The 20,864-nt window shown below is 70.6% G+C and carries 15 protein-coding genes; 7 read left to right on the top strand and 8 right to left on the bottom strand.

All coding sequences use genetic code 11. The features are described from left to right. Positions 1–185: 185 nt before the first annotated feature. Positions 186–2,756: an aminopeptidase N gene (pepN, locus tag B1H19_RS15170; protein WP_083105251.1), complete on the bottom strand. Its 2,571-nt coding sequence runs from the start codon at positions 2,754–2,756 to the stop codon at positions 186–188. 183 nt (positions 2,757–2,939) lie between these two features. Between pepN (B1H19_RS15170) and B1H19_RS15165 the strand changes: the two genes are divergently transcribed. Continuing rightward, entirely contained in the window at positions 2,940–3,491 is a 552-nt protein-coding gene (locus B1H19_RS15165; protein ID WP_083105250.1) for a DUF1203 domain-containing protein, read from the top strand. Between the two features lie 82 nt (positions 3,492–3,573). Here the strand turns inward: B1H19_RS15165 and B1H19_RS15160 are convergent, their stop codons facing one another. Continuing rightward, complete coding sequence (locus B1H19_RS15160) at positions 3,574–4,605, bottom strand: aspartate-semialdehyde dehydrogenase (RefSeq protein WP_083105249.1); 1,032 nt, start codon at positions 4,603–4,605, stop codon at positions 3,574–3,576. Between the two features lie 413 nt (positions 4,606–5,018). Between B1H19_RS15160 and B1H19_RS15155 the strand changes: the two genes are divergently transcribed. Next, positions 5,019–6,776, top strand: coding sequence for a TIGR03767 family metallophosphoesterase (locus B1H19_RS15155; protein WP_083105248.1), 1,758 nt, complete (start codon positions 5,019–5,021; stop codon positions 6,774–6,776). 53 nt (positions 6,777–6,829) lie between these two features. Here B1H19_RS15155 and B1H19_RS15150 read toward each other — a convergent pair whose 3' ends face one another. Both B1H19_RS15150 and pepN (B1H19_RS15145) read right to left on the bottom strand, forming a co-directional pair. Then, positions 6,830–7,861 (bottom strand): hypothetical protein, encoded by a 1,032-nt coding sequence (locus tag B1H19_RS15150; protein WP_083105247.1) that lies wholly within the window; start codon positions 7,859–7,861, stop codon positions 6,830–6,832. Between the two features lie 125 nt (positions 7,862–7,986). Further along, on the bottom strand, positions 7,987–10,575 hold the full coding sequence (gene pepN, locus B1H19_RS15145; RefSeq protein ID WP_083105246.1) for an aminopeptidase N: 2,589 nt from the start codon (positions 10,573–10,575) through the stop codon (positions 7,987–7,989). Positions 10,576–10,709: 134 nt separating this feature from the next. Here pepN (B1H19_RS15145) and B1H19_RS15140 point away from each other — a divergent pair, with 134 nt between their 5' ends. Then, positions 10,710–11,354: a mycothiol-dependent nitroreductase Rv2466c family protein gene (locus B1H19_RS15140; RefSeq protein ID WP_083105245.1), complete on the top strand. Its 645-nt coding sequence runs from the start codon at positions 10,710–10,712 to the stop codon at positions 11,352–11,354. Between the two features lie 197 nt (positions 11,355–11,551). Here B1H19_RS15140 and B1H19_RS15135 read toward each other — a convergent pair whose 3' ends face one another. The 3 genes from B1H19_RS15135 to B1H19_RS15125 form a co-directional block, all read right to left on the bottom strand. Beyond that, positions 11,552–12,193, bottom strand: a complete 642-nt coding sequence (locus B1H19_RS15135; RefSeq protein WP_083105244.1) for a superoxide dismutase — start codon at positions 12,191–12,193, stop codon at positions 11,552–11,554. Between the two features lie 178 nt (positions 12,194–12,371). Next, positions 12,372–13,805, bottom strand: a complete 1,434-nt coding sequence (locus B1H19_RS15130) for an amino acid permease (RefSeq protein WP_083105243.1) — start codon at positions 13,803–13,805, stop codon at positions 12,372–12,374. Positions 13,806–13,992: 187 nt separating this feature from the next. Continuing rightward, the gene (locus tag B1H19_RS15125; protein ID WP_083105242.1) at positions 13,993–15,417 is read right to left on the bottom strand and encodes an amino acid permease; all 1,425 of its coding nucleotides are present in this window, start codon (positions 15,415–15,417) and stop codon (positions 13,993–13,995) included. Between the two features lie 333 nt (positions 15,418–15,750). Here B1H19_RS15125 and B1H19_RS15120 point away from each other — a divergent pair, with 333 nt between their 5' ends. Further along, positions 15,751–16,341, top strand: coding sequence for a biotin transporter BioY (locus B1H19_RS15120; RefSeq protein WP_083105241.1), 591 nt, complete (start codon positions 15,751–15,753; stop codon positions 16,339–16,341). A gap of 68 nt (positions 16,342–16,409) precedes the next feature. Here B1H19_RS15120 and B1H19_RS15115 read toward each other — a convergent pair whose 3' ends face one another. Further along, on the bottom strand, positions 16,410–17,819 hold the full coding sequence (locus B1H19_RS15115) for an amino acid permease (RefSeq protein ID WP_107425999.1): 1,410 nt from the start codon (positions 17,817–17,819) through the stop codon (positions 16,410–16,412). 155 nt (positions 17,820–17,974) lie between these two features. Between B1H19_RS15115 and B1H19_RS15110 the strand changes: the two genes are divergently transcribed. From B1H19_RS15110 to B1H19_RS15100, 3 genes are all read left to right on the top strand, one after another. Beyond that, a complete protein-coding gene (locus B1H19_RS15110) occupies positions 17,975–18,460 on the top strand; it encodes a ribose-5-phosphate isomerase (RefSeq protein WP_083109655.1) in 486 nt (161 codons plus the stop codon). A 210-nt stretch (positions 18,461–18,670) separates the two neighbouring features. Next, positions 18,671–19,489, top strand: coding sequence for an Fpg/Nei family DNA glycosylase (locus B1H19_RS15105; RefSeq protein ID WP_083105239.1), 819 nt, complete (start codon positions 18,671–18,673; stop codon positions 19,487–19,489). A 129-nt stretch (positions 19,490–19,618) separates the two neighbouring features. Next, positions 19,619–20,776: a PP2C family protein-serine/threonine phosphatase gene (locus B1H19_RS15100; protein WP_083105238.1), complete on the top strand. Its 1,158-nt coding sequence runs from the start codon at positions 19,619–19,621 to the stop codon at positions 20,774–20,776. Positions 20,777–20,864: the final 88 nt, after the last annotated feature.

Here is a 20,864-nt window from a genome sequence, read left to right as displayed (position 1 = left end):
TATGTAGCGTAACGCGTTCGAGTGACCTGAGTTGACGGCGAGCCTGACTAATTGGCGCGTTCTGTACGGGTCACCAGGGAGCCCGCAACACACTTGTGGCAATCACCGGAAACGGAATCGGCGCGGAACCCGGAAATGCCCCGGCACCGGGGCGCAGCGCCCCGGTGCCGGAATCGGACGACGGTTCAGACCGCCGCGGCGTCCGCGGCCTGCGCCTTCAGCGCCCGCTCGATGCCCGCCCGGGACTCGCTCACCAGGCGCCGCAGGGCCGCGCTCGGCTCGGCCGACTCCAGCCAGGCGTCGGTGGCGTCCAGGGTCTCCTGCGAGACCTGGAGGGCGGGGTAGAGGCCGACCGCGATCTGCTGGGCCATCTCATGGCTGCGGGAGTCCCATACGCCCTTGACCGCGTCGAAGTACCGCGCGGTGTACGGGGCGAGCAGCTCGCGCTGGTCGGTCTGGACGAAGCCGCCGATGACGGCCTCCTGGACGGCGTTGGGGAGGGTGTCCGACTCCACCACCGACGCCCATGCCTCGGCCTTGGCCTGCGCCGTCGGCCGCGCCGAACGGGCCGTCGCCGCATGGCGCTCGCCCGCGGAGGTCTTGTCCCGCTCCAGCTCGGCCGCGATGGCCTTCTCGTCGGCCCGCCCGGTGGCGGCCAGCCGCTGGAGCAGCGCCCAGCGCAGCTCGGTGTCCACGGCCAGCCCGGCGATCTCCTCCGTGCCGTCCAGCAGGCCCTGGAGCAGGTCGAGCTGGTCGTCGGTGCGGGCCGCGGCGGCCAGCGCACGGGCCCAGGCCAGCTGGTGGTCGCTGCCCGGCTCGGCCGCCCGCAGGTGCGTCAGCGCCGCCTCGGTCCAGGTGGCCAGGCCCGTCTCGCGCCAGTGCGGTGCCGCGTACAGGTCCAGCGCCAGCTTCACCTGGCGGTGCAGCGACTGGACGACGCCGATGTCCGACTCCTTGCCGATGCCCGACAGCACCAGCGCAAGGTAGTCGCGAGTGGCCAGTTCGGCGTCCCGGGTCATGTCCCAGGCCGACGCCCAGCACAGGGCGCGCGGCAGCGACTCGGTGAAGTCGCCCAGGTGCTCGGTGACGGTCTTCAGCGACTCCTCGTCCAGCCGCACCTTCGCATACGACAGATCGTCGTCGTTGAGCAGGACGACGGCCGGCCGCCGCGTGCCCACCAGCTGCGGTACGGCGGTCAGTTCGCCGTCCACATCCAGCTCGATCCTCTCGGTGCGGACCAGCCTGCCGTCCTGGAGGTCGTAGGCGCCGATCGCGATCCGGTGCGGGCGCAGCACCGGCTCGCCCTTGGCGCCGGCCGGCAGCGCCGGGGCCTCCTGCCGCACCGCGAACGAGGTGATCACGCCGTCCGCGTCCACCTCGATCTCCGGCCGCAGGATGTTGATCCCGGCCGTCTCCAGCCATTTCTTCGACCAGGTCTTCAGATCCCGGCCGGAGGTCTCCTCCAGCGCGCCCAGCAGATCGCTCAGCCGGGTGTTCCCGTACGCATGCGCCTTGAAATACGCCTGTACGCCCTTGAAGAACTCGTCCATGCCGACATACGCCACCAGCTGCTTGAGGACCGAGGCCCCCTTGGCGTACGTGATGCCGTCGAAGTTCACCAGCACATCGTCGAGATCGCGGATCTCGGCCATGATCGGGTGCGTGGACGGCAGCTGGTCCTGACGGTAGGCCCAGGTCTTCATGGAGTTGGCGAACGTGGTCCACGAGTGCGGCCACTGCGAGCCCGGCGCGTAGGCCTGGCAGGCGATGGAGGTGTAGGTGGCGAACGACTCGTTCAGCCACAGGTCGTTCCACCACTCCATGGTGACCAGGTCGCCGAACCACATGTGCGCCAGCTCGTGCAGGATCGTCTCGGCCCGCACCTCGTACGCCGCGTCGGTCACCTTGGACCGGAAGACGTACTGGTCCCGGATGGTGACGGCGCCCGCGTTCTCCATCGCGCCCGCGTTGAACTCCGGCACGAACAGCTGGTCGTACTTCGCGAACGGGTAGGCGTAGTCGAACTTCTCCTGGAACCAGTCGAAGCCCTGCCGGGTGACGTCGAAGATCGCCTCGGCATCGAGGTGCTCGGCCAGCGAGGGGCGGCAGTAGATGCCCAGCGGCACCGTGCGCCCGTCCTTCTCGTAGGCGCTGTGCACGCTGTGGTAGGGCCCCGCGATCAGCGCGGTGATGTACGTCGAGATCCGCGGGGTCGGCTCGAAGCGCCAGACGTGGTCCGCCGGGCGCTCGGGCGTCGGCGAGTTGGAGATCACCGTCCAGCCCTCCGGGGCCTTCACGGTGAACTGGAACGTCGCCTTGAGATCCGGCTGCTCGAACGAGGCGAAGACGCGCCGCGCGTCCGGCACCTCGAACTGCGTGTAGAGGTAGGCCTGCTGGTCCACCGGGTCCACGAACCGGTGCAGTCCCTCACCGGTGTTGGTGTAGGCGCAGTCCGCCACGACCCGCAGCTCGTTGCGGCCCGCCCGCAGCCCCGCCAGCGCGATCCGCGAGCCCTGGAACACCTCGGCCGCATCGAGCGCTTCGCCGTTGAGCACGACCTCGTGCACGGTCGGCGCCACGAGGTCGATGAACGTCTCCGCGCCGTCCTCGGAAGCCTCGAACCGCACCGTCGTCACGGACCGGTAAGTACCTCCCTCCGGAGCCCCGGAGAGGTCGAGATCGATCTCATACGCGTCCACGCTCAGCAGCCGGGCCCGCCGCTGCGCCTCGTCGCGGGTCAGATTCGTACCGGGCACCCGTCGATCTCCTTCGCATTGGTCACCGAATCGGAATTCTCCGGCCATCCTTCCACGATCACCCGGGCGAGTGAGGGGTGGTATCCAAGGCGGGCCTTGGATACCCGGCGCTCGGACGGCATCGCCGACCGCGTCGTCCGAATCCCGCCAGCGCCCATCGGTCAAAAGCCCCAAGCTGGACGCATGATCAAGCGCACCTCCCCCTCCGTCCCCCGCCACCGCCCGCTCCCCATCGCCCCCTCCGTCCTGAAAGAACTCCAGGTCGCCGACGACGCCGGGCGGCCGGTCGTGCCGTTCACCGCCCATGAGGACGGCGTGCCCCTGGCGTGTGTCGGCAGTCCGCTGCGGTGCTGTCTGCGGTCCATCGAGGCCGGGGACCGGGTGGCGCTGGTCTCGTATGCGCCGCTGCGGCGCTGGGCGGCGGCCACCGGGGCCGATCCGGGCGCGTATGACGAGCAGGGGCCGGTGTTCGTGCACGCCGAGGCCGGGGTGTGCGCGGGGCCGGACGCGGCGGCCGCGGGCTATCCGTTCGCGCGGCCGGGGGCCCTGCGGACGGTGCGCCGGTACAACGCCGAGGGGCAGATCGTCGGCGGGCGGTACTTCGAGATCCCCGAGGACGCCCAGCGCGGGTTCGATGACGTCCTCGACGAGGCGTTCGCCGACCCGGAGGTGGCGCTGGTGCACGTACGGGCGCTGGAGTACGGCTGCTTTCAGTTCGAGGTGCGGCGTCCCTGAGCAAGGCCGCGGGAGCAGGAAAACGGCGGGTGCCCGTACGGAAAGGATCCGTACGGGCACCGGCTCATGCGGGGGGCAGGCGTCAGCCGCGCAGCTCCGCGGCGACCAGCTCCGCGATCTGGACGGCGTTCAGCGCGGCGCCCTTGCGGAGGTTGTCGTTGGAGACGAACAGCGACAGGCCGTTCTCGGCGGTCTCGTCGGAGCGGATACGGCCCACGAAGGACGCGTCCTGGCCCGCGGCCTCCAGCGGGGTGGGCACCTCGGAGAAGACGACGCCGGGGGCGCCGGCCAGCAGCTCCTGCGCGCGGGCGGGGCTCAGCGGACGCGCGAAGCGGGCGTTGATCTGGAGGGAGTGGCCGGTGAAGACGGGGACCCGGACGCAGGTGCCGGCGACCTTCAGGTCCGGGATGTCCAGGATCTTGCGGCTCTCGTTGCGGAGCTTCTGCTCCTCGTCGGTCTCGTTCAGACCGTCGTCGACGACGGAGCCGGCCATCGGCAGCACATTGAAGGCGATCGGCGCGACATAGGTGTCGGGCTGGGGGAACTCCACCGCACGCCCGTCGTGCACCAGCTTGGTGGCGTCCTGCTCGATGACCTTGCGGGCCTGCCCGTCCAGCTCCGACACACCGGCCAGACCGCTGCCGGACACCGCCTGGTAGGTGGCGACGACCAGCGCGACCAGCCCGGCCTCCTCGTGCAGCGGACGCAGCACCGGCATCGCGGCCATGGTCGTGCAGTTCGGGTTGGCGATGATCCCCTTGGGGCGGTCGGTGATCGCCTGCGGGTTCACCTCGGAGACCACCAGCGGGACCTGGGGGTCACGACGCCAGGCCGAGGAGTTGTCGATCACGACGGGGCCCGCGGCGGCGACCTTCTCCGCCAGCGCCTTGGACGTCGCACCGCCGGCCGAGAACAGCACGATGTCGAGCCCGGAGTAATCGGCGGTGGCCGCGTCCTCGACCGTGATCTCGGTGTCCTGCCAGGGCAGCGTCCGTCCCGCGGACCGGGCCGAAGCGAACAGCCGCAGCTGCTCGACCGGGAAGTTCCGCTCGGCGAGAATGCCCCGCATCACGCCGCCGACCTGTCCGGTGGCTCCGACGATTCCGATCCTCATGGGACTCCTTCTTTCCGACCTGATGGAGATGTCTGCTGGGAACACCTGCTCAGTAGTGCTCCCATCATGTGTGTGAACCCCGTCGCCTTGTCCAATCCGTTCCATTCCGTGGAGCACCGGCAGGCGGCTCCGGATACGGACCGGCGAGGGCCCCTTACGGAGAGTGATAACCGCACGGGCGCCCGGCCGGGTACCCCGTTATATGAACACCGGGTGGCCGTCACGGGTTGCCGCGGCCCGGATGCGATGACGGTGCGATGGCGCGCACGACGCGCGGTGATCCCTGTCCGGTGATCGGCGAACGACGTTGCGTCGCCGTTCACTCACAGGCCATCCCCGCTGCCAACGATCCCAGGTGACAGGGCAGTTGTGCTGCCAGGCCGCCTTCGCGTTCGCACTCGGGGAGTCCGCGCATGTCCCGTATACGGTCCGCCGCCGCTCTCGACCGTCGTACCTTCCTCGCCGCCACCGGCGCCGCCGGCGCCGCCACCGGTCTCGGGCTCGCCTTCGGCCTCGGCGGCGACCGGGCGGCGCAGGCCGCCACCGTCGCCCCCGCACCGGTCCCGGCGGAGCCCCTCACCGTCCGCGCCCCCGCCGCCCCGCACGCCCCCTACACCCAGGGCACCACCCTCGCCTCCGTCGCCACCCCGCGCGGCGGCACCCCCGGCTACCGCCGCCTCGCCGACGGCCCCGCCTGGTCCCGTGTCGTCCGCGCCGACCTGGCGGGCGCCCACAGCGGCCGCGACCGGCGGCGCACCGCGCTGGCGTCCTTCGTCCAGTTCACCGATCTGCACCTGGTCGACGTCCAGAGCCCGCTGCGCTACGAGTACCTGCGCGCCGAGACCGCGAGCGCCTGGCGGCCGCAGGAGGCGCTGTCCGTCGCGGGCGTCGTCTCGCTGATCGAACGGATCAACGCGCTCCCGGGCGGCCCGGCCACCGGCGCCCCGCTGTCCTTCGTCATCACCACCGGGGACAACACCGACAACAACTCCAAGCTGGAGCTGGACTGGTTCCTGACGGCGATGAGCGGCGGGCGGATCACTCCGAACTCCGGCGATCCGCGCCGCTACGAGGGGGTCCAGGACAGCGGGCTGACCCTCTACTGGCAGCCGGACAGTGCCCTGCACGACGCCGACAAGAAGCTCGGCTTCCCGCATCTGCACGGCTTCCTGGACGCCGCGATCCGCACCGTCCACAGCCCGGGCCTGCGGCTGCCCTGGTACTCCACGGTCGGCAACCACGACTCGCTGCCCGGTGGCTGCTACGCACCCGGCGACCCCTTCTTCACCGAACTCGCCACCGGCGGCCGCAAGCTGGAGACGCTGCCCGCCGCCGAGGCCGCCAAGGTGTGGAAGGCGGTCAAGGACGGCCTCGACCCCAAGGGGAAGGACTTCAAACGGCTGCTGAAGGCGCACGCCAAGCAGGCCAGGACCATCACCCCCGACGAGCGGCGCGCCCCCTTCACCCGTGCCGAGTACCTCAAGGCCCATCTCGACCCGGCGCGCACCGGCCCCGGTCCGCACGGTCACGGCTACACCGCGGCCTGCCTGGCCGAGGACCGGCTCTACTACACCTTCCCGGTCTCCGACCATGTCCTGGGCATCAGCCTGGACACGACGGACCCCGGCGGGCACTACACCGGGTCGATCGGCGACGGTCAGCTGCGCTGGCTCCAGCGGGTGCTGAAGCAGGAGGCGACGGGCGCGGGGCGCCATGTGCTGGTCTTCAGCCACCACACCAGCAAGACCATGACCAACACCAACCCCGACCCGGCCCACCCGCACGAGAAGCGGCACGGCGGCGCGGAGCTGGCCGAGGTGCTGGGCGCCCACCCCGGCGTGGTGGCCTGGATCAACGGCCACAGCCACATGAACGACATCACTCCGCACGGCAGCTTCTGGGAGGTCTCCACCGCCTCGCACATCGACTTCCCGCAGCTGGCCCGGATCATCGAGCTGGTGGACAACCACGACGGCACGCTGTCGCTGTTCGCCACCCTGGTCGAGTCGGCCGCCCCGCACCGTACGGACTTCGGCGATCTCTCCCAGACGGGGCTGGCCGCCCTCTACCGGGAGCTGTCGTTCAACGCTCCCGAGGCCCGTAAGGACCTGGTGGGCACGCCCCGGGACCGCAATGTCGAGCTGCTGGTGAAGCGGCCCACCGGGCGCTGACGGGCCGACGGCCGCCGCCGGAGGGCCGGGGGACCGGGGCACCGGGCACCGGGTCAACGGGGCAGGACCACCACATACGCGCTCGGCTCCCGGTCCGCGGCCGCCATCAGCGCGGTGCGCACCACCGCGGCCGCCTGGCCGGGGGCGTCGCGCAGAGTGCGGGGCAGACAGTGCACCACCGTGATGCCCAGCCGCTCCAGGTGCTCGCGCTTGCGGTCGCAGGGCGCGTGCAGCGGGTGCAGCGGGTCGTCCTCGGGCCGCACGGCCCGGGTGTCGATCTCCAGCGCCACCGCGTGCTCGGGCCAGTACGCGTCCACCCCGCCCAGATGCGGCCCGCCCGGCAGTCGCAGGTCGACGTTCCAGCAGGGGTCGGGCAGACCGTGGTGGTGCACCATGGCATACAGCCGCTGCTCGGCCAGCGCCCGCCCCTCGGCCATCAGCGCATCCACCGCCTCCCCCACATACGGCCTGGTCAGCAGCCGTGCCCGGCTCAGCTCCCGGACCAGCGCGGCGGCCTCGCAGTGCCCGCCGCGCACCGCCTCGGTCAGCAGGCGGCGCACCGAGATCGCATCGGTGAGGCGGGCGACCGCATCCGCGAGCGCCCGCGGCACCGGTGCGGTGGGCACCCCGGTGACCTCCTGGGACACCGGCATCTCCTGGGCCCGGACGATCTGCGCGAAGCCGGCCGAGCGCAGCCGCCGGGTGCGGGCGACCAGCACCTCGATGCGGTCGAGGGCCAGCAGCGGGGGAGCGCTGGTGAAACCGTGCAGCGCGAGCGCCGCCAGACCGGTGATCATCGCCGCCGGGGCGTCCGGCCGCCCGCCGCCCTGGCGCGGTACCGACGGCCCGCGGTGCAGGGCGTAGCACAGCACCGCATGCAGCCGTTCCTCGCTGGTGGCCGGCCCCGGGTGGAGCAGATACACCCCGGGCAGGATCTGCCGCCAGGGGCCGCCGGGCCGGCAGCGCTCGGCGGTCTCCGCGGGCAGTACGCCGTACTCACGCAGCTGATGGGCCGTCAGCACCCGGCACTGGACGCCTGCGAGGTGGCGGAGGGGGAGCGGGGAGAGCGGAGTTTCGTGGTTCATGACCCCGCACTTTCCCGCGCCCGCTCCGCCTCCTAACCGCTGTTACACGCCCGTACCCGAACCCGGACATCCCCGCCCTAAAGTACGTGCGTTCGACTGCCGATAAGGGCTGGTCGGGACCGGGGTTACGGGGTGGGGGCGGCCGCCTCGTCACAAGCCTGTGCACGCAGCGCACGGGCAAGATCGTCCCGCTCCTCGGCGACCATCCGGCGCAGCGCCGGCGCCGCGTCCGCATGCCCCGCGAGCCAGGCGTCCGCCGCCTCCAGCGTGGTCTGCTCCACCAGCCAGGAGGGGAACAGCCCGCGCACCACCGACATGGCGATCTCGATGGACCGCTCCTGCCAGATCCGCTCGATCATCGCGAAGTAGCGCGGCGCGTAGGGCGCCAGCAGCTCGCGCTGCCCGAACTGCACGAATCCGCTGATGGTGGCCTCCACCAGGGCGTTGGAGAGCGCGTCGGAGTCCACGACCTCGGCCCAGGCCCGCGCCTTGACCTCGGCGGACGGGCGGGCGGCCAGGCAGCGGACCTGGTGGCGCCTGCCGGAGGCGGTGTCGTCCCGGGCCAGCTCGGCGCCGATCACGTCCTCGCCGGCCGAGCCGTGCGAGGCCACCGGCTCCAGGAACGTCCAGCGCAGCTCCTGGTCCACCTCCAGGCCGTCGATCTTCGCGCTGCCGTCCAGCAGACCGCGCAGCAGCTGGAGATCGGCGGGGCTGGCGGCGATGGCCGCGAAGTGCCGGGCCCAGGCCAGCTGGTGGCCGCTGCCCGGTTCGGCCAGCCGCAGCTCGCGCAGCGCGCCCTCGGCCAGTTCCCGGGTGGCGGCCTCGCGACGGGCGGGCGCGGAGTAGTGCTCCAGCGCGGTACGGGCGTTGGTGTGCAGCGACTGGAGGACGCCGATGTCGGTCTCCCGGCCCGCGAAGCGCAGCACCAGGTCCAGATAGTCGCGCGCCGGCACCAGGCCGTCGCGGGTCAGGCCCCACAGCGCGGCCCAGCACAGCGCCCGCGCCAGCGGGTCCTCCAGGTCGCCGAGCCGGGTCCGCAAGGTGGCCAGCGACCCCTCGTCGAACCGGATCTTGCAGTACGTCAGGTCCTCGTCGTTGACCAGGACCAGCTCGGGCCGCTCGGCCCCGGCCAGCTCCGCGACGACCGTGCGCGGCCCGGTGACGTCCACCTCCGTACGGGCGTAGCGCACCAGCGCCCCGTCCTCGTCCCGCCGGCGGTAGAGGCCCACCGCGACCCGGTGCGGCCGCAGCTGCGGCTGTGCGGCGGCCGCCTCCTGAAGGATGCTCAGCTCGGTGATCCGGTCCTGGGCGTCGTACGTCACCTGCGGGGTCAGGGAGTTGACCCCCGCCGTCTCCAGCCACGCCTTCGACCAGGCGGCCATGTCCCGCCCCGAGGTCTCCTCTAGCACCGACAGCAGATCCGCGAGCCGGGTGTTGCCGTACGCATGCCGCTTGAAGTACCGCCGCGCGCCTTCGAGGAACGCGTCCTGCCCGGCGTACGCCACCAGCTGCTTGAGCACCGAGGCGCCCTTGGCATACGTGATGCCGTCGAAGTTCAGCTTGGCGTCCTCCAGGTCACGGATGTCGGCGGTGACCGGATGGGTGGAGGGCAGCTGGTCGGCCCGGTAGGCCCACGACTTACGGCGATTGGCGAAGGTGATCCAGCCGTTGGTGAACCGCGTCGCCCCCACCAGCGCGAACGCCCCCATGAAGTCCGCGAAGGACTCCTTGAGCCACAGGTCGTCCCACCACTGCATGGTCACCAGATCGCCGAACCACATATGCGCCATCTCGTGCAGGATCACATTGGCCCGGCCCTCGTACGACGCCTCGGTGACCTTCCCCCGGAAAATGAACTCCTCCCGGAACGTCACACAGCCGGGGTTCTCCATCGCGCCCAGGTTGTATTCCGGCACGAAAGCCTGGTCGTACTTCCCGAACGGATACGGATAGTCGAAGTGGTCGTGGAAGAAGTCCAGACCCTGCTTGGTGACGGTGAAGACGTCGTCCGCGTCGAAATGCCGCGCCAGGCCCTTGCGGCACAGCGCCCCCAGCGGGACCTCCAGCTCCGTGCCGTCGGCGAAGACGCGGCGGTAGCTGTCGGTGACGTAGTGGTACGGGCCGGCCACCACGGCCGTGATGTACGTGGAGATCGGCCGGGTCTGCGCGAAACGGTGCCGTCCCTGCTCGGGCTCGCCCTCCTCCGCGCCGTTGCTGAGCACGACCCAGCCCTCCGGGGCGGTCACCTCGAAGCGGAACGGGGCCTTGAGGTCCGGCTGTTCGAAGTTGGCGAAGACCCGTCGGGCATCGGCCGGTTCGTACTGCGTGTAGAGGTAGACCTCGCCGTCCTCGGGGTCGATGAAGCGGTGCAGCCCCTCGCCCGTACGGCTGTAGGCGCACCGGGCGTCGACGACGAGGGTGTTCTCGGCGGCCAGGTCCGTCAGCGCGATCCGGGTGCCGTCGAAGACCTCGGCCGGGTCCAGCGCGCGGCCGTTGAGGGTGACGGAGGTGACGGACGGCGCCAGCAGGTCCGCGAAGCTCGCCGCGCCCGGCTCGGTGCAGCGGAAGCGGATGGTCGTACGGGAGCGGAAGGTGGCGGCGGCCTCGCCCTGCTCGACCGCGGAGCGGACGTCCAGCGCCACGTCGTACCCGTCGACGCTCAGCAGCCGGCCCCGCGTGCGGGCCTCGTCCCGGGACAGATTCTCACCTGGCACGACGTGACTCCCTCGTCTTCGTCTCTTCTTCGGCTCGGATGTCTCGCATATCGAACACTGGGAATCATGGCACGGCGTCCGGTTGTTGAACCGTGCGCACCAGCACGCATACCGCCGCATCCTGAGGAGTTCCCGTGTCCGAGAGCGCGAAGACCCCCGCCGACTTCTGGTTCGACCCGATCTGCCCCTGGGCCTGGATGACCTCCCGCTGGATGCTGGAGGTGGAAAAGGTCCGCCCGGTCGAGGTGCGCTGGCATGTGATGAGCCTGGCGGTGCTCAACGAGGACAAGCTCGACCAGTTGCCCGAGCAGTACGCCGAGAACATGCGCCCCGGCGGCAAGTCCTGGGGCCCGGTCCGCGTGGTGATCGCCGCGCAGCAGCTGTACGGCGACGAGGTCGTCGGCCGGCTCTACACCGCACTCGGCACCCGTTTTCACAACCAGGGCCTCGGCGTGAACCCGGAGAGCATCGCCGCCGCCCTTGAGGACGCGGGCCTGCCCGCCGATCTGATCGAGTACGCCGACAAGGACATCTACGACGCCGAACTGCGCGCCTCCCACAAGGCCGGCATCGACCTCGTCGGCCAGGAGGTCGGCACCCCGGTCATCGCCGTCCCCGGCTCCGACGGCGACCAGATCGCCTTCTTCGGCCCGGTCGTCACCCCGGCCCCCAAGGGCGACGAGGCCGCCAAGCTGTGGGACGGGACGCTGATGGTGGCGTCCATCCCGGGCTTCTACGAGATCAAGCGGACGCGGACGGCGGGGCCGAATTTTGAGTGACCTCCGCTTGCGCGGAGCAAAAGGCATCAATCGGACTCGGACTCAGGGCCCGATCGGATCACCCCCGCTGCGGCGGGGCGAATACTCTGTCTAACGCCGAACGGCCCCGCGAGTCACGTCCTCGCGGGGTCGTCCCTTTATCCGCCTGCCCGTGAAGGGTGAGAAGACGATCACGAGGCAGGACGCTCAGGTCGGCGCTACGGCGCCAGCAGCAGGTTGTTGGCGCGCTCCTTGGCGGAGCGATACCGCCTGGCCACGTCCTGCCAGTTGACGACCCGCCACATCGCCTCGATGAAGTCCACCTTCTGGTTCTTGTACTGAAGGTAGAAGGCGTGCTCCCAGGCGTCGAAGACCAGAATCGGCACCGAGCCCTGGCCGACATTGCCCTGGTGATCGTAGATCTGCTCCACGATCAGCCGCCCGCTCACCGGCTCGTACGCCAGCACGCCCCAGCCGGAGCCCTGGGTGGTGGCCGCGGCCTTGGTCAGCTGGGCCTTGAACCCGGCGTACGACCCGAAGCTCTCCGCGATGGCGTCGGCCAGCTCGCCCACGCCGTCCTTCTCGTGCGGCTCGCCGCCGCCGTCACCGGACATGTTGTGCCAGTAGATGCTGTGCAGGATGTGCCCGGAGAGGTGGAACGCGAGGTTCTTCTCCAGGCCGTTGATGCTGCCCCAGCTCTCCTTGTCGCGCGCCTCGGCGAGCTGCTCCAGCGTGTCGTTCGCGCCCTTCACATACGCCGCGTGGTGCTTGTCGTGGTGCAGCTCGATGATCTCGGGGCTGATGACCGGGGCCAGCGCCGCGTAGTCGTAGGGGAGTTCCGGAAGTGTGTAGGTCGCCATGCCGATCCCGCCTCCAAGCTGCGTGAATGCAGTAGTTGCAAACAATGTGCAAGAGCACGCTACCAGCAGGAGTGATCACGGGCCGGGCGCGGGCGCCGGACCGGTCCCAAAGACGGAGGCGGGGCGGGACCTCCGTAGGAGATCCCGCCCCGCCTCGGGGAGCGTGCGACGGCCGTCGCTACCGCCCGGCGCTCCTGGCCAGCGCCCGCTGCCGCGCCAGCCCGATCGCGGCCAGCACCACACCGAAGCCGCCGGTGAACAGCAGCTGGATGCGCTGGGTGTCGTCGCGCAGCATCAGCAGCAGCACGCCGACGATGCCCACCAGCGCCACGATCGTCAGGACCGGGAAGGCCCACATCTTCACCACGAGCTTCTCCGGCGCCTCCCGCTCCAGCTGCCGCCGCATCCGCAGCTGGGCCACCGCGATGAAGCCCCACACCACGAGCACGGCCGCGCCGACCATGTTCAGCAGCCACTGGAAGAGCGTGGTCGGCCACAGGAAGCTGAAGAGGACGGCGAGGAAGCCGAACGCGGAGCACAGCAGGACGGCATGGCGCGGCACACCGCCGCTGACCTTGCCGAGGACCGCCGGGCCCTGGCCGCGGGAGATCAGCGAGTACGCCATCCGCGAGGAGCCGTAGAGGTTGGCGTTCACCGCGGACAGCAGCGCCACCAGGATGACGACGTTCATGATCTGGCCGGCTGCCGGGATCTTGAGGTAGTCCAGGACGGCCACATAGGGACCGCTCTTGGCGATCGAGGGGGCGCTCCACGGGATGACGGTGACGATGACGGCCATCGAACCGACGTAGAAGAGGGCGATCCGCCACATCGCGGTGCGCACCGCGCTTGCGACGCCGCGCACCGGGTCCTTGGACTCGGCGGCCGCGATGGTCACCGTCTCCAGACCGCCGTAGGCGAACACCGAGGCCAGTACGCCGACCATCAGGCCGTCCGCGCCGTGCGGCAGGAAGCCGCCGTTGCCGGTGAGGTGGGAGGTGCCCGGGGCGTGGGTGCCGGGGAGGACACCGAAGATGGCGAGGACGCCCAGTACCAGGAAGAGCGCGATGGCGACGACCTTCAGCGCGGCGAACCAGAACTCGAACTCACCGAAGTTGGAGACCGCCGTCAGGTTCGTGGCGGTGAAGACCACCATGAACAGCAGCACCCACATCCACGGCTGGGTGGACGGGAACCACTGGGTCATGATGTCCGCGGCGCCCAGCGCCTCGGCGGCCACCGCCACACACAGCAGCGCGGTGAACATCCAGCCCACCGTGAAGCCCGCCCAGGAGCCGATGTTGCGCTCGGCGTGCACGGAGAAGGAGCCGGAGGCCGGATTGGCCGCGGACATCTCCCCGAGCATCCGCATGATCAGCATGACCAGCGCGCCGGAGACCGCATAGGCCAGCACGATCGAGGGGCCGGCGGCGGCGATGCCCGCGCGCGAGCCGACGAACAGCCCGGCGCCGATCACCCCGCCCAGGGCGATCATCGAAAGGTGCCGCTGCTTGAGGCCGTTGGACAGCGAGGGGCCGCCGCTGTGGCCGGCGTCGTGGACCGGATCGGCCGACCGGCTCGGAGATGCGGCGGACGAAGGTGTCCGATTCATGTCGTATCTGTCCCAGTATGTGAGAGCGAAGCGGGATGAAACTGCGTTCTCCCGGGGCGCGCCGACGGCTCAACTCCAGGGGTCCTGCGATGAAACGCGCTCAGTTTGAGTGCCTGTGTCCGCTCAGGGCAACAGTCGTGCAGCGAATGTTCGCTATTCAGACGAGATCGTGACTGTCTGTGGCTGTTTACTCGTCACTTACGACTGACCGTCGCCGCGCCCGCAGCTCCCGTACGCCCGCCACGGCCAGCACCGCCGCTGTCGCCGCGGCCGACCACAGCAGCTGCGGCCGGGCCGCGTCCTCGGTCAGCATCAGCACCAGCACGCCGCCCATCGCCACCAGCGCCACCCAGCTCAGCCAGGGGAACGCCCACATCCGCAGCGTCAGCGTCTCGGGCGCCTCGCGTTCGATACGCGGACGCAGCCGCAGCTGGGAGACGGCGATCAGCCCCCAGACGAACAGCAGCACCGCACCCACGGCATTGAGCATGTAGAGGAACACCGAATCCGGCCACTCCAGATTCAGCACGACGGAGACGAACCCGAAGGCCACCGAGGCCAGTACGGCCCGCCGCGGCACCCCGCCGCCCGACACCTTCAGCAGCGCCCGCGGCGCCTCGCCCCGCTCGGCCAGCGAGAACACCATCCGCGACGACCCGTAGAGATTGGCGTTCAGCGCCGACAGCAGCGCCACGAACACCACGATGTTCATGATCTGCCCGGCGCCCGGCACCCCGATGCTGTCCAGCACCGCGACATACGGGCTCTTGCCCGGCCGCATCGCCGACCACGGCAGCAGCGTGACGATGACCAGCATCGACCCCACATAGAAGAAGAGGATCCGCCACACCGCGCTGCGGACCGCCCGGCCCACCGCCCGCGCCGGATCGTCCGATTCGGCCGCCGCGATGGTGACCACCTCCAGCCCGCCGAACGCGAACACCACCGCCAGCACACCGGAGATCACGCCCGCCCAGCCGCGGGGCAGAAAACCGCCCTGCCCGGTGAGGTTCGTCAGCCCGACCGGTTCCGTATGGGGCAGCACCCCGAAGACCGCCAGCACGCTCAGCGCCAGGAACAGCACGATCGCCGCGACCTTCAGTGCCGCGAACCAGAACTCGAACTCCCCGAAGTTCTTCACCGCGGAGAGATTGGCCGCGGTGAACACGACCATGAAGATCAGCACCCAGCTCCACTGCGGCACCGCGGGCGCCCAGCCATGAGCGATCTGCGCGGCGCCGGTCGCCTCCACCGCAAGCACCACGACCAGCATGAACCAGTACAACCAGCCCACGCTGAAGCCCGCCCAGCGCCCCAGCGCCCGCTCCGCATGCACCGAGAACGCACCGGAGGACGGCATCGCCGCCGACATCTCCCCGAGCATCCGCATGATCAGCATCGCCAGCGCGCCCGCGATCAGATACGACAGCACGATCCCCGGCCCGGCCACCGAGATCCCCGCGCCGGAGCCCACGAAGAGCCCCGCGCCGATCACCCCGCCCAGGCCCAGCATCGTCAGATGGCGCTGTTTGAGCCCGCCGTTGAGCGGCTCCGGTTCGCCGGCACCCGTACCGAGGGGCGCCGTCCCGGCGGGGGTCGTTGCGTCGTGCATCGGCTCGTACTTTCGCAGGGAGCGGTATGCCGGAGGGTCGCCCCGGCGGCGCGCTTTGGTGGAACCCCACAGGTCATCGTGGGGGCGGCCCCAGTTTCCCCGTACGCCGCGCGCTACCACAAAACCGGCGCCCCGCCGCGGCGGCCGCCGTGACGAGCATCACGTGACCTGCGGCGACGCCCCGTGTCTCAACGGCTGCCCCGGTCCTGCCGGTTGAGCGGAACTCTCCAAGCGTGCCGGTGCGGCTTTGTCGCCGCCACACGATGATCGCCGCCGACCCCGTGAACTAGGGTCTGGACGTCCTTTCCGTCCCTCACCCCCCGCGGAGCCCCGATGAGCACTGCCGCCTTCCCCCGTCCCGGTGCGGTCCTCGCCGACCTGCTGCCGGCCGCCACCGCCTCCCGCGCCCGCGTCCGCGACGCCGCGCTGGTCGTCGGCGGCGCCGCGCTCACCGGCATCGCGGCGCAGATCGCCGTCCCGGTTCCCGGCTCCCCGGTCCCGGTCACCGGCCAGACCTTCGCCGCCCTCCTGGTCGGCGCCTCGCTCGGCACCGGCCGCGGGCTGCTCTCCCTCGCGCTGTACGCCCTGGCGGGCATGGCCGGTATGCCCTGGTTCGCGGGCGGCACTTCCGGAGTGGGCGTCACCTTCGGCTACATCGCGGGCATGCTGCTCGCCGCCACCGTCGTGGGCGCGCTGGCCCGCCGCGGCGGCGACCGCGGCGTCCTGCGCACCGCCGCCACCATGGCCGCCGGTACGGCCCTGATCTACGCCGTCGGCGTCCCCTACCTCGCCCTGAGCACCGGGATGTCCGCCGGCCAGGCCGTGGCCCAGGGCCTGGTCCCGTTCCTGATCGGCGACGCCCTCAAGGCCGCGCTGGCCATGGGCGCCCTGCCGGCGGCCTGGAAGCTCGCCAACCGCAGCTGACCGCCGCGCACACACACCCGGGCCCCGCCTCACCGCACGGTGAGACGGGGCCCGTTCCGTTGCGCGCCCTAGACCCGCTGCGCCTCGTCCTTCGAAAGGGGCGCACCGTCCCCGGCCGCCCGCGCCCGCCGCCGCTCCAGCGCCAGCCCGACCGCGAGGACGACCACGGCCGCCACCACGGACAGCACCATCTGCTTCCGCCCGGCCGGGGCGTAGAACATATAGCCCACGACGAAAAGAATCAGACCGATCGTCGCGTACGTCAGCCACGGATACAGCCACATCCGCACCGTCAGCCGCTCCGGCGTCTCCCGCTCGATGACCCGCCGCATTCGCAGCTGCGAGAAACAGATGACGAGCCAGACGAACAGCGCCACCGCACCGGACGAATTCAGCAGGAACTCGAAAATCGTGTCCTTCGACGTGTAACTGAAAATCGTCGCAATGAATCCGAAGGCCACCGACGCCCAGATCGCCACCGCCGGCACACCGCCCCGGTTGACGGTCGCGAACGACTTCGGCGCATCCCCGCGCTCCCCGAGCGAGAACGCCATCCGCGAGGCCGTGTACAGCCCGGAGTTCAGACACGACAGCACCGCGGTGAGCACCACCACATCCATCACGGTGCCCGCGTACGGAATGTTCAGCGACGTCAGCACCGCCACGTACGGGCTCTGGGAAACCGCCCGGTCGTTCCACGGCAACAGCGTCACGATCACCGCGATCGACCCGATGTAGAAGAGCGCGATCCGCCAGATCACGCTGGTCACGGCCTTCCGTACGGCCGTCACCGGATTCGGCGACTCGCTCGCCGCCAGCGTGACGATCTCACTCCCCATGAAGGAGAAGACCACCAGCAGCATGCCCGAAAGAATCGCCCCCGGACCGTGCGGCAGGAACCCGCCGTGCCCGGTCAGATTCGACAGACCCACCGCATGATCGCCCGGCGGAAGCCCAAATATCGCCAACGCACCGACCACGAGGAAAACAACAATGGCCACCACCTTGATACCGGCGAACCAGAATTCGAACTCGCCAAAGGAACCGACCGAGATCAGATTTGTACCGGTCAGCACGATCATCACCAGCAACGCCCAGGCCCACTGCGGGACGGCCGGGACCCAGCCGGTCAGAATCGAGGCCGCGGCGGTCGCCTCCACCGCCAGCACCACCGACCAGAAAAACCAGTAGAGCCACCCGATCGTAAAACCGGCCCAGCGTCCCAGCGCCCGGTCGGCATAAGCGGAGAACGACCCCGACACCGGGGAGGCCGCGGCCATTTCCCCCAGCATCCGCATCACCAGCACGACCAGCAGCCCGGTCAGGGCGTACGAGATCAAAATGCCGGGCCCGGCGGCGGCGATACCGGCACCGGAGCCCACGAACAGACCGGCACCGATGACGCCGCCGATGGCAATCATCGACAGATGCCGGTTCTTGAGTCCTGCCTGGAGCCCCTCGGGCGGATCCGCGCCCATGTGCACCATCCTTCGGTCGTTCTGATGTGGAACCCAGGTATGAGAACTCATGATCGTCCGCTATGGAAGACCCGACTGCGGATCGTTCTCCACCGTTCGTCCGCACGACGACCCGACGGCGCCTACCCGCCGCGTGCCATGTCACACTCATGCCCATGCGCGTGTACCTCGGTTCCGACCATGCCGGCTTCGAACTCAAGAACCACCTCGTCGAGTGGCTCAAGGCCAACGGGCACGAGCCCGTCGACTGCGGCCCCCACATCTACGACGCCCAGGACGACTACCCCCCCTTCTGCCTCCGCGCCGCGGAGCAGACCGCCGCCGACCCGGACAGCCTGGGCATCGTCATCGGAGGCTCCGGCAACGGCGAGCAGATCGCCGCCAACAAGGTCAAGGGCGTACGGGCCGCACTGGCCTGGAGCGAGGAAACCGCCAAGCTCGGCCGCGAGCACAACAACGCCAACGTCATCTCGGTCGGCGGCCGCATGCACACCCAGGACGAGGCCACGCGCTTCATCGAGGTCTTCCTGGCCACCCCGTACTCGGGCGAGGAGCGCCACACCCGCCGCATCGACATGCTCTCGGCCTACGAGACCACCGGCGACCTCCCGCCCATCCCGGCCCACCACCCGCAGCAGTAACCCGGGCGCCCGCACCCACCTTTCACCAGCCACCCACGGGAGGCGCCGGGCCGCAACGGCGAAGCCGTGGAGGCCCGGCGCCGCAGCCGTACCGCCCCGCGCAGCGGACAAAGCCCGCCGCGTGGGGGCACCTCCCACGCCGTTCAGGCAGTGGGGGAGTCACGGCGGAAAACCCGACCACGTACGGAGAAACCCCTCCGGAGGAGCCTCGTGCCCGAGGGCCACACCATCCACCGCCTGGCCCAGGACTACGCCGCCCGCTTCCTGGGCCACCAGGTCCGCACCTCCAGCCCCCAGGGCAAGTTCTCCGACAGCGCGACCCTGACCGACCGTCAGACGCTGACCGCCACCGAGGCCCACGGCAAGCATCTCTTCCTCGGCTTCGGCGACACCGGCTGGATCCACATCCACCTCGGCCTCTTCGGCAAACTCGGCTTCGGCGACGCCCCCGCCCCGCCCCCCACCGACACCGTCCGCCTCCGCCTGGCCACCGCCACCGCCTACGCGGACCTGCGCGGCCCCACCACCTGCGCCCTGATCACCACCCCCGAGAAGCAGGCGATACACGACCGCCTGGGCCCCGACCCGCTGCGCCCCGACGCCGACCCCGACCGGGCCTGGCAGCGCATCACCCGCAGCCGCACCACCATCGCCGCCCTGCTCCTCGACCAGAAGATCATCGCCGGGGTGGGCAACGTCTACCGCGCCGAGGTCCTCTTCCGGCACCACATCGACCCCTACCTCCCCGGCCGCGACCTGCCCCGCACCGCCTGGGACGCCATCTGGCAGGACCTGGTCCTCCTCATGCGCGAAGGCGTCCGCAACAACCGCATCGACACCGTCCGCCCCGAGCACATGCCGGAGGCGATGGGCCGCCCGCCCCGGGTGGACGACCACGGCGGCGAGGTCTACGTCTACCGCCGCACCCACCAGCACTGCCACCTCTGCGGCAGCGAGATCCGCACCGCCGAACTGGCCGCCCGCAACCTCTTCTGGTGCCCGGGCTGCCAGCCGACGAACGGCGCCTAGCGGCGGCTACGACCGGCCCGCATCCGCGCGACCGCATTTCGAACGTCGAACGCCGTTTCCCGGCAATTCCCCGGGGTGACGTGCGGCGAATCGACGCACCGCCGAACGGGTGGATAAGGTCCCAGAGCAATGACAAGCGGCCCGGGAACCCCCACCCGTACGGAACCCCTGACGGCCCGGATGCACAAAGGACTGCACCGGGCCCGCATCGGCGTGCGCAAAGCCGGGGTCGACTACTTCCGCGGCGAGGGCTCCGACCGCTTCGCCCTCGTCGCCCTCCTCCTCGCCATCCCCGCCCTCGCCGGCGGCACCCTGTGGCGCCCCGAGTGGCTCGCCCCCACGGCCCTGGTCCTCCCGGTGATCGCCGGCGGCCTCCTCCTGCGTCCCGCCAACCTCCTTGTCCTCTACGGGGCTTCCGCCGGCGCCCTGGTCGTCGAATCCGTCCTCTTCGGCCCGTACGACGAAGGGCCCGACCGGATCACCCCCGGCACCGTCCTGGTCGTGGCCGCCGTCGGCTTCTTCGGCCTGCTCATCGCGCAGTTCCGCAGCCGGGTCGGGGTGCCCTGGAGGCGCGGCGGCACCATGCTCTTCGACCTGCGCGAGCGGATCCGCGTCCAGAGCTCGCTGCCCAAACTGCCACCGGGCTGGCACCACGAGATGGCGCTGCGCCCGGCCGGCGGCCAGTCCTTCTCCGGCGACTTCGTCGTCGCCTCCCGCACCCACGGCGGCAGCATCCTGGAAGTCGTGCTCACCGACGTCTCCGGCAAGGGCATGGACGCCGCCTCCCGCGCCCTCCTCCTCTCCGGTGCCTTCGGCGGCCTGCTCGGCTCGCTGCCGCCGCATGCCTTCCTCCCCGCCGCCAACGGCTATCTCCTGCGCCAGGACTGGGACGAGGGCTTCGCCACCTCCATCCACCTCGTCCTCGACCTGGAGTCCGGCGACTACGAACTCCTCTCGGCGGGCCACCTCCCCGCGCTCCAACTGAGCGCGGGCAGCGGCCGCTGGGAGGAGAAGTCGGGCGAGGGCCCGCTGCTCGGCGTCTACGACGGCGCCCAGTTCGACCCCGTCAAGGGCACCCTGCGCCCCGGCGACGTCCTGATGCTCTTCACCGACGGCCTGGTCGAGGTCAACGACCGCGATATCGCCGAAGGCATCGACCGCCTCACCGGCGAGGCCGACCGCTACGTCACCACCGGCTTCGCCGGCGCCGCCTGGCACCTGATCGAGGCCGTGGCCAAGGACGTCAACGACGACCGCGCCCTCCTACTGATCTGCCGGGACGCCTGACAGGGCGTGTGGCGCCCGGCACTCCACCTGCCGCCCGGCACTTCGTCCGGCGTCCGGCGCTTCGTCCGGTGCCCGGCACTTCGTCCGT

The sequence above is a fragment of the Streptomyces gilvosporeus genome (assembly GCF_002082195.1).
In the GTDB taxonomy this organism is placed as follows: domain Bacteria; phylum Actinomycetota; class Actinomycetes; order Streptomycetales; family Streptomycetaceae; genus Streptomyces; species Streptomyces gilvosporeus.
The sequence above is the reverse complement of the archived record's forward strand: the minus strand, read 5'-3'. Positions and strand labels throughout refer to the sequence as shown.